12 protein-coding genes and 2 tRNA genes are annotated in these 15611 nt (G+C 54.5%); 1 reads left to right on the forward strand and 13 read right to left on the reverse strand.

The features are described from left to right. Positions 1-44: 44 nt before the first annotated feature. From infB to rlmE, 11 genes are all read right to left on the reverse strand, one after another. Positions 45-2561 carry a translation initiation factor IF-2 gene (gene infB / locus B347_RS0114405; RefSeq protein WP_019410396.1) on the reverse strand — a complete coding sequence of 839 codons (2517 nt, stop codon included), beginning with the start codon at positions 2559-2561 and terminating at the stop codon, positions 45-47. 27 nt (positions 2562-2588) lie between these two features. Further along, positions 2589-4070: a transcription termination factor NusA gene (gene nusA, locus B347_RS0114410; RefSeq protein ID WP_019410397.1), complete on the reverse strand. Its 1482-nt coding sequence runs from the start codon at positions 4068-4070 to the stop codon at positions 2589-2591. A 47-nt stretch (positions 4071-4117) separates the two neighbouring features. Then, positions 4118-4576: a ribosome maturation factor RimP gene (rimP, locus tag B347_RS0114415; protein ID WP_019410398.1), complete on the reverse strand. Its 459-nt coding sequence runs from the start codon at positions 4574-4576 to the stop codon at positions 4118-4120. Positions 4577-4717: 141 nt separating this feature from the next. Further along, positions 4718-4794 (reverse strand) — tRNA-Met (locus B347_RS0114420). Between the two features lie 96 nt (positions 4795-4890). Further along, positions 4891-4976: transfer RNA gene (locus B347_RS0114425), tRNA-Leu, on the reverse strand. Between the two features lie 29 nt (positions 4977-5005). Further along, the gene (gene secG, locus B347_RS0114430; protein WP_019410399.1) at positions 5006-5389 is read right to left on the reverse strand and encodes a preprotein translocase subunit SecG; all 384 of its coding nucleotides are present in this window, start codon (positions 5387-5389) and stop codon (positions 5006-5008) included. 4 nt (positions 5390-5393) lie between these two features. Further along, positions 5394-6149, reverse strand: a complete 756-nt coding sequence (gene tpiA, locus B347_RS0114435) for a triose-phosphate isomerase (RefSeq protein WP_026014198.1) — start codon at positions 6147-6149, stop codon at positions 5394-5396. A 66-nt stretch (positions 6150-6215) separates the two neighbouring features. Next, complete coding sequence (gene glmM / locus B347_RS0114440) at positions 6216-7553, reverse strand: phosphoglucosamine mutase (protein WP_019410401.1); 1338 nt, start codon at positions 7551-7553, stop codon at positions 6216-6218. A 16-nt stretch (positions 7554-7569) separates the two neighbouring features. Next, a complete protein-coding gene (gene folP / locus B347_RS0114445; RefSeq protein ID WP_026014199.1) occupies positions 7570-8421 on the reverse strand; it encodes a dihydropteroate synthase in 852 nt (283 codons plus the stop codon). 8 nt (positions 8422-8429) lie between these two features. After that, positions 8430-10340, reverse strand: coding sequence for an ATP-dependent zinc metalloprotease FtsH (ftsH, locus tag B347_RS0114450; RefSeq protein ID WP_019410403.1), 1911 nt, complete (start codon positions 10338-10340; stop codon positions 8430-8432). A gap of 191 nt (positions 10341-10531) precedes the next feature. Continuing rightward, positions 10532-11182 carry a 23S rRNA (uridine(2552)-2'-O)-methyltransferase RlmE gene (gene rlmE, locus B347_RS0114455; RefSeq protein WP_019410404.1) on the reverse strand — a complete coding sequence of 217 codons (651 nt, stop codon included), beginning with the start codon at positions 11180-11182 and terminating at the stop codon, positions 10532-10534. 106 nt (positions 11183-11288) lie between these two features. On the opposite strand from rlmE, the gene yhbY reads away from it, so the two are divergent. Beyond that, positions 11289-11597 carry a ribosome assembly RNA-binding protein YhbY gene (gene yhbY, locus B347_RS0114460; RefSeq protein WP_019410405.1) on the forward strand — a complete coding sequence of 103 codons (309 nt, stop codon included), beginning with the start codon at positions 11289-11291 and terminating at the stop codon, positions 11595-11597. 288 nt (positions 11598-11885) lie between these two features. On the opposite strand, the gene greA is transcribed toward yhbY, so the two are convergent. Continuing rightward, positions 11886-12362 (reverse strand): transcription elongation factor GreA, encoded by a 477-nt coding sequence (gene greA / locus B347_RS0114470; RefSeq protein ID WP_019410406.1) that lies wholly within the window; start codon positions 12360-12362, stop codon positions 11886-11888. Further along, positions 12359-15580, reverse strand: coding sequence for a carbamoyl-phosphate synthase large subunit (gene carB / locus B347_RS0114475; protein ID WP_019410407.1), 3222 nt, complete (start codon positions 15578-15580; stop codon positions 12359-12361). The genes greA and carB overlap by 4 nt, the downstream gene beginning before the upstream one ends. Positions 15581-15611: the final 31 nt, after the last annotated feature.

The raw sequence follows: 15611 nt of genomic DNA on the forward strand, positions 1-15611 counted from the left end.
GCATTTGCATGCCCGTGCTCATCCTCGCTCTTGAGGCTCGCGATTTAGAGGCTGCGAGCAACCTGGACCTTCTCGAACACTTCGATTTTGTCGCCGACTTTAACGTCGTTGTAGCTCTTAACGCCGATACCGCATTCCATGCCAGCACGCACTTCGGACGCGTCATCTTTGAAGCGGCGCAGGGATTCCAGCTCGCCTTCGAAGATAACGATGTCTTCGCGCAGTACACGGATTGGACGGTTACGGTGAACAACACCTTCCAGCACCATACAACCGGCAATCGCACCGAACTTAGGCGAACGGAATACGTCGCGGACTTCAGCGATACCCAGGATGTTCTCCCGAACGTCGCTGCCAAGCATACCGGTAAGGGCTTTCTTGACGTCTTCGATGATGTCGTAGATGACGTTGTAGTAACGCATGTCCAAGCCTTCTTGCTCGACAATCTTGCGAGCGCCAGCATCAGCACGCACGTTAAAGCCGAACAATACAGCGTTGGAGGCCAGTGCCAAGTTAGCATCGCTCTCGGTAATACCACCGACACCGCCGCCCACTACGCGCACTTGCACTTCGTCGTTACCCAGGCCGCTCAGAGCGCCCTGCAGAGCTTCCAACGAACCACGGACGTCAGATTTGAGGACGATGTTAAGCGTCTTCTTCTCTTCCTGGCCCATGTTCTCGAAGATGTTTTCCAGCTTGCCTGCGTGAGCACGCGCCAGTTTCACTTCGCGGAACTTGCCTTGACGGAACAGGGCAACTTCACGCGCCTTCTTCTCGTCGGTCATTACGCTCATCTCGTCGCCAGCATCTGGCGTTCCGTCCAAGCCGAGAATCTCGACAGGGATGGATGGACCGGCTTCCTTGATTGGCTTGCCGTTCTCGTCGAGCATGGCGCGGATGCGGCCGTAGTTGGAACCAACCAGAACCATGTCGCCTTGGCGCAGGGTACCGTCTTGAACCAGAACAGTCGCAACAGGGCCACGGCCTTTGTCCAGGCGGGACTCAACCACTACGCCACGACCAGGAGCCGATGGAGTTGCTTTGAGTTCCAGAACTTCAGCTTGCAGCAACACGGCTTCGAGCAACTCGTCAACGCCAGTACCCATTTTCGCCGAGACCGAAACAAACGGAGTGTCACCACCCCACTCTTCCGACGTCACGCCGTGAACGGACAGTTCGCTACGGATGCGATCGAGGTCAGCACCTGGCTTGTCGATCTTGTTCACTGCAACCACCAGCGGCACGCCAGCTGCTTTCGCATGCTGAACAGCTTCGATGGTTTGCGGCATTACACCGTCGTCTGCAGCCACAACCAGAATCACGATGTCAGTAGCCTTGGCACCACGTGCACGCATTGCGGTAAACGCAGCGTGACCCGGGGTGTCGAGGAAAGTGACCATGCCGCGTTCGGTTTCAACGTGGTATGCACCGATGTGCTGTGTAATACCACCGGCTTCGCCAGCAGCTACCTTGGCACGACGGATGTAGTCGAGCAGGGACGTTTTACCGTGGTCAACGTGGCCCATTACGGTCACAACTGGTGCACGGGAGAACGACTCGCCTTCAAACTTCAGGGACTCAGCCAAGGAATCTTCCAAGGCGTTGTCGCTGACCAGAGTCACTTTGTGGCCCAGTTCTTCAGCAACCAGTTGGGCAGTTTCCTGATCCAGTACCTGGTTGATGGTCGCTGGAGTACCCAGCTTGAACATGAACTTGATGACTTCGGCAGCCTTGACCGACATCTGTGCGGCCAAATCGCCAACAGTGATGGTCTCGCCAATCTGTACGTCACGAACCACAGGGCCGGTTGGGCTCTGGAAACCGTGAGCGTTACGCTTCTTCAGCTTGCTCTTGCCACGACCACCGCGACGGAAGCTGTCGCTTTCTTCGTCGGAGGTGCGCGGTGCAACGCGTGGAGTTGGCGCTTTTTCTTTAACAGAAGCACGATGCGGAGCGTTTTTGCGCTCACCATCGCCACTCCCGCGACGATTGTTATCGTCAGCACGTGGTTTGTCTGGACGACGCTGCTCATCCCGCTTGCGAGCATCTGCTGCTGGAGCAGGTGCAGCAGCCGGTGCTGGCGCTGCTACCGGTGCAGTGTGCACAGGTGCAGGAGCAGCAACAGCTGGCGCAGCAGTCGGAGCTGCAGGCTGGCGTCGCGCTTCTTCTTCGGCGCGACGCTTGGATTCCTCTTCAGCCTTTTGACGTGCAGCATTTTCTACTGCACGGCGTTCATCCATCTCACGTTTGCGCTCGGCTTCAATTTCTTCCGGGCTTTGCTGTACGAAGACTTTCTTCTTACGTACTTCAACGCTGATGCTTTTGCTTCCAGCAACACGCAGGGTACTGGTGGTTTTACGCTGCAAAGTGATTTTGCGCGGTTCTTCCACTTTCGCCTTGTGGCTGCTTTTCAGGTGAGTCAGCAGAGCTTGCTTCTCACTGTCGGTCACATTCTGCTCGGCGGCGGTGTGCGGCAGACCTGCCTCACGCATCTGCTGCAACAGGCGCTCAACCGGTGTTTTGACCTCATCGGCCAGTTGTTTCACCGTGACTTGCGTCATGCATTTCTCTCCTCAGGCCGCGCCTAATTACTCGAACCAATGGGCTCGGGCGGCCATGATCAACTTGCCGGCACGATCATCGTCAATGCCGTCGATGTCGAGCAGGTCGTCAATAGACTGCTCGGCCAGGTCTTCGCGGGTAATTACGCCGCGCACCGCCAGTTCCATCGCCAAATCCTTGTCCATACCCTCAAGCGAGAGCAGGTCTTCGGCCGGATGGGCGTCTGCCAGCTTTTCCTCAGTAGCGATGGCTTTAGTCAACAAACGATCCTTGGCCCGAGCGCGAAGCTCGTTGACGATATCTTCGTCAAAGCCGTCGATGTTGAGCATTTCTTCCACCGGTACGTAGGCAATCTCTTCCAGGCTGGTGAAGCCTTCATCAACCAGCACCTGCGCCAACTCTTCATCAACTTCCAACTCTTCGATGAAGTTGCGCAGGATGTCGCCGGTTTCTGCTTGCTGCTTAGCCTGGATGTCCGATTCGGTCATCACGTTCAAGGTCCAGCCAGTCAACTGGCTAGCCAAACGTACGTTCTGACCGCCGCGACCAATCGCCTGGGCCAGATTGTCTGCGCCAACGGCGATGTCCATTGCATGGGCATCTTCGTCGACAATAATTGCCGCTACTTCTGCTGGCGACATTGCGTTGATCACGAACTGCGCCGGGTTGTCATCCCAAAGGACGATATCCACTCGCTCCCCACCCAATTCGCCGGACACTGCCTGGACGCGCGAACCGCGCATACCAATGCAAGCACCTTGCGGATCAATGCGTTTGTCTTTGGAGCGAACGGCTATTTTAGCGCGTGATCCTGGATCTCGGGAGGCCGCCATCACTTCGATCAGGCCTTCAGAGATTTCTGGAACTTCAATTCGGAACAGCTCGATCAACATCTCTGGCGCTGTGCGCGACAAAATCAGTTGAGGACCGCGGTTCTCAGTGCGAATTTCTTTTAACAATGCGCGAAGGCGTACGCCAACACGGAAAGTTTCACGCGAGATGATGTCTTCACGGGCCAGCAACGCTTCAGCGTTGTTGCCCAGATCGACGATCACGTTGTCACGTGTCACTTTTTTAACGGTGCCAGAAATGATTTCGCCCAAACGCTCGCGATAAGCATCGACGACTTGAGCACGCTCAGCTTCGCGGACTTTTTGCACAATAACCTGCTTGGCAGTTTGTGCAGCAATCCGACCGAACTCGATAGAATCGATCTTCTCTTCGATAATATCGCCAGCTACAGCGCCTGGCTGTTTCGCTTGGGCCTGGTCTACCGCCAACTCGATTGCTGGATCATCCAGATCTTCGTCTTCGACCACAGTCCAACGACGGAAAGTCTCATAGTTACCGGTGTGGCGATTGATTTCCACACGCAGATCGACTTCGTCTTCAAAACGCTTTTTGGTAGCGGTGGCCAGAGCCAGCTCCAGCGCCTCAAAAATTACGTTTGCCGGTACGCCCTTTTCATTGGACACCGACTCAACAACCAGCAGTACTTCTTTGCTCATCGTACGCCTCGCCTTTCGCAAGCCATTGGATCCGCGGGATCCGCGTCTCAGTCAAAACTGGGAATAATGTTGGCCTTGTCGATCATATCGATCGGCAACAGAAACTCGTGGTCATCAACTTGCACCACTACGTCCTGTTCTTCTACGCCGCGCAGAAGGCCCTGAAAGTTGCGTCGCCCCTCAAAGGGTGAGCGCAGCTTGATCTTTACTTGCTCGCCGGTGAATTGGCCAAACTGCTCAAGAGTGAACAGCGGGCGCTCCATGCCAGGAGAAGAAACTTCAAGGGTGTATTCAACAGAAATAGGATCTTCGACATCCAGAACGCCGCTGATTTGGCGACTGACAATTGCGCAGTCATCCACCAAAACGCCGCCTTCCTTGTCGATATACACACGCAACATTGAATGGCGGCCCTGAGCCGAAAATTCAATACCCCAGCATTCATAGCCAAGGGCCACGACCACCGGGGCCAACAAGGCCTGCAACTCTTCTAGCTTGCTCGACACCTGAACCCCCTAGTGCATGTTTGTGCATGCTGTGCAAAATAAAAAAATGGGCGAAGCGCCCATCTCTGAAACGTCGTTGAATACCGACGCTATAAAGTGTCCAGTTAACAAAAAGCCCCTAATAAGGGGCTCCGCTAAAACTGGTTGCGGGAGCCGGATTTGAACCGACGACCTTCGGGTTATGAGCCCGACGAGCTACCAGACTGCTCCATCCCGCGACAAAGCTGGAGCGGAAGTATACGTTTGATCCCTTTCAGGGTCAATGTAGCCTTCCACATACAAGAAAGCCCGCTACTGCGGGCATTCTTGATAATTGGTACCGAGAAGGGGACTCGAACCCCTACACCCTATGGGCACAACCACCTCAAGGTTGCGTGTCTACCAATTCCACCACCTCGGCAATACTACAGTTACATCATGAAACCCGTTTTACTTTTGCTCTTGAGCTGGAGGCACGTCAGTCGCTGGAGTAGCCGACTTTTGCTCATTAAGCACCGGCACATCATCTGAAGCCGGTTTTTGCTTTGGCGCTTCTAACACCGCTGGATCTGGCAAACCTACTTGAGTCAGCTCATGAGCTTTCTCTTTAGCAAAGTAACCTAACCCTAGGCTGGTTATGAAAAAACCTGCGGCAAGTATAGCAGTAAACTTACTAAGAAAGGTAGAGGAACCTTGGCTTCCGAACACAGTATTTGATGCGCCTGCTCCGAAAGATGCTCCAGCATCCGCACCTTTACCCTGTTGCAGCAATACCAGGGCAATTACGCCCAATGCACCCAACAGATGAAAAACGACTACGACTGTTTCCAGCATTTTCTCAGTTTCCCGCGGCGCGACAAATCGCACCGAACTCATCTGCATTCAGGGAAGCCCCACCAATGAGCCCCCCATCGATATCCGGCATGCTGAACAGTTCGACCGCATTGGCCGCCTTCACGCTGCCGCCGTATAGAAGTCGCACACCTTGTGCAACCTCAGAATTCTTCTGCGCCAGTTGTGCGCGAATGGCCGCATGCACATCTTGCGCTTGCTGCGGTGTTGCAGTCAGCCCGGTACCGATAGCCCAGACCGGCTCATATGCAATCACTGCATTTGTAAAAGCATCAATACCGAACTCATCAATGACAACGTTCAACTGACGCTTTACAACCTCAAGCGTTTGCCCCGCTTCACGCTGCTCAAGGGTCTCCCCTATGCACAACACTGGCGTTAGGCCAGAAGCTTGAGCTGCTGCAAACTTGCGATTAAGTGTCTCATCCTGCTCACCCAAAATCAGGCGACGCTCAGAGTGACCCACAAGCACCAATTTGCAACCCGCATCCACCAACTGACTCGGAGAAATCTCCCCAGTCAGCGCACCTTGCTTTTCGTCGATCGCGGCATCCTGAGCACCAACCGAAATTGGCGTACCTTTCAAGCCATTGATTACACGATCAATAAACAAGTCAGATGGGAATACCGCAATCTCAACACCGCTAGGCAAGGCCAGATTACGCAGACCGTCGATCAGCTCAGCGACGCTGGCGCGGGTACCGTGCATCTTCCAGTTACCAGCTACCATAGTGCGACGCATGCTTTACCTCGTCGGTCAAAGTGGGCGCAGATGTTACCCAACCACACCAGCGCTGGCAAGCCGAATTCAGGCACAAACTTCACTTACCAGCTTTGCCAGCTCTTCTGCGTAGCCACGAACCATTTTTTCGTCGTCACCTTCCACCATGACACGCACTAACGGCTCGGTACCCGACTTGCGCAACAATACGCGTCCACGGCCTTTCATCGCCTCTGTAACACGCGCACACGCTTCTTTAATGGCGGGATGCTCAACAGGATTCACGCCACCCGCGAAGCGTACATTCAGCAGCACCTGCGGACATTTTCGCAACGCCTGACGGGACTGAGCCAGCCCTTCACCACGTCGACGTAGCGCCAACAAAACTTGCAGAGCCGCAATGATCGCGTCGCCCGTCGTGGTGTGCTGAAAGCAAACGATATGCCCGGAGTTTTCACCACCAACCTGCCAATCATGCTCTTGCAGGCTAGCAATAACATAACGGTCTCCAACATTGGCCCGTACAAACGGAATGCCAAGGTCGGCTAGCGCCAGTTCAAGCCCTAGATTACTCATCAGCGTTCCGACAACACCGCCCTGCAATTTTCCGCGCTCATGCAAATCACGCGCAATGATGAACAACAGCTCATCACCGTCGACAATGGCACCGGTGTGATCAACCATCAGTACTCGGTCGCCATCGCCATCAAAGGCAATACCCAAGTCAGCCTTCTCAGACAAAACCGCTGCCTGCAACGAGCCCATATGGGTCGAGCCACAGTTGTCATTGATATTCAGGCCATTAGGTTGAGCCGACAAAACAGTGACGTTCGCACCCAACTCTTTGAACACGCTCGGCGCAACTTTATACGTTGCACCATGCGCGCAATCGATAACGATCTTCAGACCACTGAAGTTCGTACTGGTCGGTACGCTGCTTTTGCAAAATTCGATATAGCGGCCGGAGGCATCATTGATACGCGACACCTTGCCCAGCTTGTCAGAGTCCACGACCGTCATCGGAGCATCCAGCAGCTCCTCGATCATCAACTCAACCTCGTCAGGGAGCTTGGTCCCCTCACCCGAAAAGAACTTAATACCGTTATCGTCATGAGGATTGTGCGATGCACTGATCACGATACCCGCTTCCGCATGAAAAGTGCGCGTGAGATACGCAATCGCCGGCGTAGGCATTGGCCCCAGGAGCATTACATCTGCCCCAGCTGCTGACAAACCGGCTTCCAGAGCTGACTCAAACATATAGCCCGAAATGCGCGTGTCTTTGCCGACCAAGATTCGACAAGCGCCCATGCTACGAAACGCCATCCCCGCAGCCCAACCCAACTTGAGCATAAAATCTGGGGTAATCGGATAAACGCCGACGCGACCGCGAATACCGTCGGTGCCAAAATATTTCTTCGTCATAAGTGCTCCATTGTTCTTAGTCGGCGGACTCTACCGCTGCGATCATCCGTACCACATCAACCGTTTCAGCAACGTCATGGACGCGAAGAATACGCGCCCCTTTAGTCACAGCAAGTGCTGCCAGCGCAAGACTGCCATAAAGACGCTCACCCACTGGCCGATTCAACGCCTGCCCAATCATACTTTTGCGCGACACACCCACCAGCAACGGCCGCCCTAAAGCATGCAGGGCCTCCATGTGCTTAAAGAGACTCAGGTTGTGTTGCAGTGTTTTTGCAAAGCCAAATCCCGGATCAAGGACGATACGTTCAGTTGCAATTCCGGCAGCCGCACAGTACTCCATGCGCTCAACTAGAAATGCCGAAACCTCACCCACCAAATCGGCGTAATGCGGATTATCCTGCATATCACCGGGCTCACCCAGCATATGCATCAGACATATCGGCAAACCCGTGGCAGCAGCAGCCTGCACGGCACCTTCTCGGCGCAGCGAACGCACATCATTGATGAGACCAGCCCCCAAGCGCGCAACCTCAGTCATCACGATTGGCGCGGAGGTATCGACCGAGATAATCACATCAAGTTCACGACTGATGCGCTCGACAACAGGGGCAACCCGATCAAGCTCTTCTTGTGGCAACACCACGCGAGCACCTGGGCGCGTTGATTCACCACCCACATCAATCAAACTTGCACCCGCCAACACCATAGCCTCGGCATGGCGCAAAGCCGCATCTGCCGGAGCAAAGCGACCGCCATCAGAGAACGAATCAGGGGTGACATTAAGAATACCCATAACATGCGTACGGGTTAAATCAAGAACCCGGTTGCCGCAAGGCAACCGGGTCAGGGACTGAGCAGAAGTCATTTCAAGCCTTAGTGATCAGCAGCAGGGCCGCCGATAGGTGCTTCAGGACGCTCGGTTTTATCCAGAGGCGGCGCAGTTGGTGTACCTGTGCCACCGCCTTCCCAGTCACGCGGCTCGCGTGGAGGGCGACCAGCCATGATGTCATCGATCTGATCAGCATCGATCGTCTCGTATTTCATCAATGCATCAGCCATCGCTTCCAGCTTGTCACGGTTGTCCGTCAGGATCTGCTTGGCCGTGCCGTAGCACTCATCGATGATGCTGCGCACTTCAGAATCGATCAGCTTGGCTGTCTCGCCCGAAACGCTAGCACCTTGACCGCCACCACCGCGCCCTAGGTAAGACTCGTCATCTTCGGCATACATCAGCGGACCCAGCTTCTCGGACAAGCCCCATTTGGTGACCATGTTCCGCGCAATCTGGCTCGCACGCATGATGTCGTTGGATGCACCGGTGGTCACACCGTCAAAACCCAAGGTCATCTCTTCAGCGATACGACCGCCGTAAAGCGAGCAAATCTGGCTGATCAACGCGCGCTTGGAGAGGCTGTAACGATCCTCTTCCGGCAGGAACATAGTGACGCCCAACGCACGACCCCGCGGAATGATCGACACTTTGTAAACCGGGTCATGCTCAGGCACGACGCGACCAACAATTGCGTGACCCGCTTCGTGGTAAGCCGTATTACGCTTTTCTTTATCCGACATCACCATCGATTTGCGTTCGGCGCCCATCATGATTTTGTCTTTGGCCAGCTCAAATTCTTTCATTTCAACAACGCGCTTACCGGTACGCGCTGCGAACAAGGACGCTTCGTTCACCAGGTTAGCGAGGTCAGCACCGGAGAACCCCGGAGTACCACGTGCAATCACACCCGCCTGAACGTCATCACCCATCGGCACTTTCCGCATGTGCACTTTGAGGATTTGCTCACGACCACGAATGTCTGGCAAACCAACCACTACCTGACGGTCAAAACGGCCCGGTCGCAACAGCGCAGGGTCAAGCACGTCAGGACGGTTAGTGGCGGCGATTACAATGATGCCGTCGTTCATTTCAAAGCCGTCCATCTCAACCAGCAATTGGTTGAGGGTTTGCTCACGCTCATCATGACCGCCGCCCATACCAGCACCACGGTGACGACCGACTGCGTCGATTTCGTCGATGAAGATGATGCAAGGCGCATGCTTTTTAGCTTGTTCAAACATGTCACGAACGCGGCTTGCACCGACACCCACAAACATCTCAACGAAATCGGAACCGGAAATCGTGAAAAACGGAACCTTAGCTTCGCCAGCAATCGCCTTGGCGAGCAACGTTTTACCGGTACCTGGCGGGCCAACCATCAGCACGCCACGAGGAATACGACCGCCTAGGCGCTGGAATTTTCCTGGATCACGGAGGAACTCAACTAGCTCACCCACTTCTTCTTTGGCTTCATCACAGCCTGCGACGTCAGCCAAGGTCGTTTTGACTTGGTCTTCGGACAACAGACGCGCCTTGCTCTTGCCAAAGCTCATCGGGCCGCCTTTACCGCCGGCACCGCCCTGCATTTGACGCATAAAGAACATGAAGACAGCGATGATTACCAGAATCGGGAAGCTCGCAACCAACAGTTGAGTCCAGATGCTTTGCTGCTCAGGCAATTTGCCCTCAACAGTCACATGGTTATCAACCAAGTCACCGATCAAACCGTTGTCCTGAATAGCCGGACGAATGGTCTTGAAGGTATCGCCATCGCTTCGTTTGCCGGTAATCACGTAGCCATCCACGGCAACGCGCTCGACCTTGCCATCCTTAACTTGCTGGATGAAGTCGGAATAGTTGAGGGTTTGTGGCTCGTTTGGACTGGAGAAGTTGTTCATCACTGTCACCAAGACAGCTGCGATGATCAACCACAGGATCAGATTCTTTGCCATATCGTTCAATTAGCTACCCTCTGAAGCAAGCCCCGCTACTGAAGCGTGCTTCGCATGATATTCACCGGCATAACTTACTACATTGCCTACAACCCTTGCAGGCTCCGTCTGTAACCCTTTGTGAAACTTTGACTACACAATATTCGTTATGACAGCACTGTAAAGCGATACAAAAAAACTTATCGCCCCTGTCAGAGACGTTCATCACTGGCAGAACCCTCTATGCCACGGAAGCCACGCCCCAGCAAATACTGCTCGCGGGAACGGTCTCGTGACGAGGTTGGCTTGCGCATCTGCACCTTATCAAAAAGCTTGCGGATGTCTTTGTGGTATTGATCGAAGCCTTCTCCTTGGAAGACTTTAATCAAAAAATCACCACCTGGACGCAGAACTCGCCCGGCTAGATCCAGTGCCAATTCGCAGAGGAACATTGCCCGCGGCATATCTACAGCTGCCAATCCACTCATATTGGGGGCCATATCTGAAATCACAAGGTCTACTTGTGTATTTCCGACCGCCTCTAGAATCTGAGCCAATACAGCGTCCTCGGTAAAGTCACCCTTAATGAAGGTCACGTCCGGGATGCTGTCCATGTCCAGAATGTCCGAAGCGATCAGTCGCCCTTGGCCACCGATCAGACGGCTAGTCACCTGCGACCAGCCACCCGGGGCTGCGCCCAGGTCAATCACCGTCATGCCCGGACGAATCAAACGATCACGTTCCTGGATCTCCAGAAGCTTGTAACTTGCACGCGAACGATACCCGTCTTTTTGCGCCATTTTGACGTATGGGTCGTTGAAATGCTCTTTCAGCCAGTTAAGGCTAGTCTTGGAACGGGCCACGGGCCACCTCAAAAATATAAACGGGTCGTGATTAACTGGGCGGTCCCGGACTCGCTCGGGTAAACTGGCCGCCGCTTTTTACAAGATCAGACACAGGGGTCAGATTATGCCGCTCACTCAAGAGCAGAAGAAACAGTACAAATCCATTGGCCACCATCTGAAACCAGTATTGACTGTGGCTGATAATGGTTTGACTGAAGGTGTTTTAGCCGAACTCGAACGCGCATTGGGCGATCACGAGCTGATTAAAATCAAAGTCAACATCCTGGATCGCGAATCCCGCCTGGAGGCTATTGCAGAACTGTGCAAGTCCGGCAAAGCGGAATTGGTACAGGTTATCGGCAAAATGGCGCTTCTGTACCGCAAGAACGTCAATGTTAACAAGCATCTGTCGAACATCCATCGCTTCAAGTGATGCCGACAGGGGTCAAGGGCGCGCCTGCGCGCCCTGACACCTTCCAACAACTGCCCGCGCAATGCATCGGCAGCCAGAACCGCCCAACGCCCTACATCCCGAAAGCAAAAAACATCACGCGGCAAGCGCTACATTTAAAGCGCGCCATGCGATGTCTTGAAAAACAACCGCGCCACTCTATTCAGACCAGCACCGCTCAAATTCTGTGTAAAGCAACCGCAAGCTGCTAACCCACAACACCGAGCCGGCGGCCAAAGCAGAGCGCCCGCACGAAGCGGGCGCTTTTACTTAGATGTGACGTACTTCGATAATCTCGTACTCAATGACGCCGCCCGGTGTTTTCACCGCCACCACATCACCCTCTTCCTTGGCAATCAAGGCGCGAGCAAGTGGCGAACCCACTGAGATTTTTCCGAGCTTGAAGTCAGCCTCATCTTCACCCACGATCTGATAAGTCACGCTTTCGTCAGTTTCAACGTTAGCGATCTCAACCGTGGTGCCGAAAATCACTTTACCGGTATGAGGGATAGTCGTGACATCAATGATGACCGCGTTCTGCATGCGGCCTTCGATATCACGAATACGCGCCTCAACCATACCTTGCTGCTCACGAGCAGCATGGTATTCAGCGTTTTCTTTCAGGTCGCCAAGCTCACGTGCCGTGCCGATGTCTTGGCTCAGCTTGGGCCGAACAACCTTGGTCAGGTGTGCGTGCTCTTCTTCCAGGGCTTTCGCGCCCTGGACGGTCATTGGGTATTTGATCATGCCTTCAATCCTGCGTGTAGATCCTGCAAGCGACGGACGGTTTTTTCAGGACCGAACTTAAGCGCTTCGCAGATCGCTTCGCCAGCAGCAATAGTCGTGGTGCAGTAAATCTTGTGCTGCAAAGCGTTGCGGCGAATGGAATAAGAGTCAGCAATCGACTGACGACCTTCAGTTGTGTTGATGATCAAAGTGACTTCGTCATTTTTGATCATATCGACAACGTGCGGACGACCTTCGGTCACCTTGTTCACGCGGCGCACTTTCAAGCCAGCGGCTTCGATGAACTTGGCAGTGCCCGCAGTCGAAACGATCTCAAAGCCGAGGCTGATCAGGTCGCGCGCAACACCCGCCACCAAAGGCTTGTCGTCGTCACGCACACTGATAAACGCAGTACCGCCAGTTGGCAGAACCTCGCTTGCGCCCATCTGCGCCTTGGCGAACGCTTCACCAAAGGTGTCACCCACGCCCATCACTTCGCCCGTCGACTTCATCTCTGGGCCGAGGATCGGGTCAACACCCGGGAATTTGGCGAATGGGAAGACCGCCTCTTTCACGCTATAGAAGTTAGGAATGATCTCTTTAGTGAAACCAATCTCCTTCAGGGTTTTACCAGCCATTACGCGAGCAGCGATCATTGCCAGCGAGACACCGATGCACTTGGACACGAAAGGAACGGTACGCGATGCACGCGGGTTCACTTCGATCACGTAGATGTCTTCACCTTGCAGCGCCAACTGCACGTTCATCAGACCTACAACGCCCAACTCAAGGGCCATTTTCTTGACCTGCTCACGCATCTCGTCTTGGATGTGCAGCGGTAGCGAGTACGGCGGCAGCGAACAGGCGGAGTCACCTGAGTGAACACCAGCCTGTTCGATGTGCTGCATGATCGCGCCGATCACAACATCGGTACCATCACAGACAGCATCAACGTCCATTTCGATTGCACAGTTCAGGAAGTGATCCAGCAGCACAGGGCTGTCATTGGACACTTTCACCGCATCGCGCAGGTAACGCTTAAGTTCCTCTTCTTCGTAAACGATTTCCATCGCACGACCGCCCAACACGTAAGAAGGACGAACAACCAGCGGGTAACCGATCTTGCCGGCAGCGCGGATGGCTTCGTCTTCGCTACGCACAGTGGCGTTAGGCGGCTGACGCAGGTTCAGGCGCTCAACCATTTGCTGGAAGCGCTCACGGTCTTCCGCACGGTCGATGGCGTCAGGGCTGGTGCCGATGATCGGTACGCCAGCCTCTTCCAGAGCGCGAGCCAGTTTCAGCGGGGTTTGACCGCCGTACTGAACAATCACACCTTTAGGCTTCTCAACACGGACGATTTCCAGCACGTCTTCCAAGGTTACGGATTCAAAGTACAAGCGATCCGAGGTGTCGTAGTCAGTGGAAACAGTTTCCGGGTTGCAGTTGACCATGATGGTTTCGTAACCATCAGCACGCAGCGCCAGAGCCGCGTGAACGCAGCAATAGTCGAACTCGATACCTTGACCGATACGGTTCGGACCACCACCCAGAATCATGATCTTGTCACGGTCCGACGGGTTGGCTTCGCACTCTTCCTCGTAGGTCGAGTACATATAAGCGGTGTCTGTCGCGAACTCAGCCGCACAGGTGTCAACACGCTTGTAGACCGGAAACACTTCCAGCTTGTGACGGTGGCGACGCAGGTTTTTCTCGGTCACACCCAGCAGTACAGCCAGGCGCGCATCAGAGAAACCTTTGCGCTTGAGACGGTACATGGTGTCGCGATCGATCGAAGACAGGCCTTGAGTCTTGATCTTCTCTTCGTCCTTGATCAGATCTTCGATCTGTACCAGGAACCAAGGGTCAATCATGTTCATGCCGAAGATATCTTCAACAGTCATGCCAGCGCGGAACGCGTCAGCCACGTACCAGATACGCTCAGCGCCCGGCACAGTAAGCTCGCGCTTAAGCACGGCCATGCTTTCCGGGTTGCTCAGGTCGAGCTTTGGATCAAGGCCGCTAACACCCACTTCCAGACCGCGAAGGGCTTTCTGCAGCGATTCCTGGAAAGTCCGGCCAATGGCCATAACTTCACCTACAGACTTCATCTGCGTGGTCAAACGCGCATCGGCTTTTGCAAATTTCTCGAATGCAAAGCGTGGCAGCTTGGTCACAACGTAGTCGATGGACGGCTCGAAGGACGCAGGTGTCGCGCCGCCAGTGATTTCGTTTTGCAGCTCGTCCAGGGTGTAACCGATCGCCAGCTTGGCAGCGATACGCGCAATCGGGAAGCCAGTGGCTTTGGAAGCCAACGCCGAAGAGCGGGATACACGCGGGTTCATCTCGATCACGACCATACGGCCAGTGTCCGGGCAGATACCGAACTGAACGTTGGAACCGCCGGTTTCAACGCCGATCTCACGCAGTACCGCCAACGAGGCGTTACGCATGATTTGATATTCTTTGTCGGTCAGGGTTTGCGCCGGAGCAACGGTGATCGAGTCGCCAGTGTGCACGCCCATCGGGTCAAAGTTTTCGATCGAGCAAACGATGATGCAGTTGTCCTTCTTATCGCGGACAACCTCCATTTCGTACTCTTTCCAGCCAATCAGCGATTCGTCGATCAACAGCTCTTTGGTAGGCGACAGGTCTAGGCCACGCGCACAGATCTCTTCGAACTCTTCACGGTTGTAAGCAATACCGCCACCGGTGCCGCCCATGGTGAAGGACGGACGAATGATGCACGGGAAGCCCAGCTTTTCGAGAACCGCGTTGGCCTCTTCCATGCTGTGAGCGATACCGGAACGCGGGCAATCTAGGCCGATGGATTTCATCGCCTTGTCGAAACGCGAACGGTCTTCTGCTTTGTCGATGGTATCGGCGTTAGCACCGATCATCTCTACGCCGAATTTCTCCAGAACGCCTTCGCGCTCCAGGTCCAGCGCGCAGTTCAGAGCCGTTTGGCCACCCATGGTTGGCAGCAGCGCGTCAGGACGCTCTTTTTCGATGATCTTGGCAACTGTCTGCCACTTGATCGGCTCGATGTAAGTTGCATCGGCCATGTCCGGGTCGGTCATGATGGTGGCTGGGTTAGAGTTCACCAGGATAACGCGGTAACCCTCCTCACGCAGAGCCTTACAGGCCTGGGCGCCGGAATAGTCGAACTCGCAGGCCTGGCCGATAACAATCGGGCCAGCGCCGAGAATCAGGATGCTTTTAATGTCTGTACGTTTTGGCATGGGTTTGTCACTCAAATCCGCAGGTCTGTCG

The sequence above is a fragment of the Pseudomonas psychrophila HA-4 genome, from assembly GCF_000282975.1.
Lineage (GTDB): Bacteria > Pseudomonadota > Gammaproteobacteria > Pseudomonadales > Pseudomonadaceae > Aquipseudomonas > Aquipseudomonas psychrophila_A.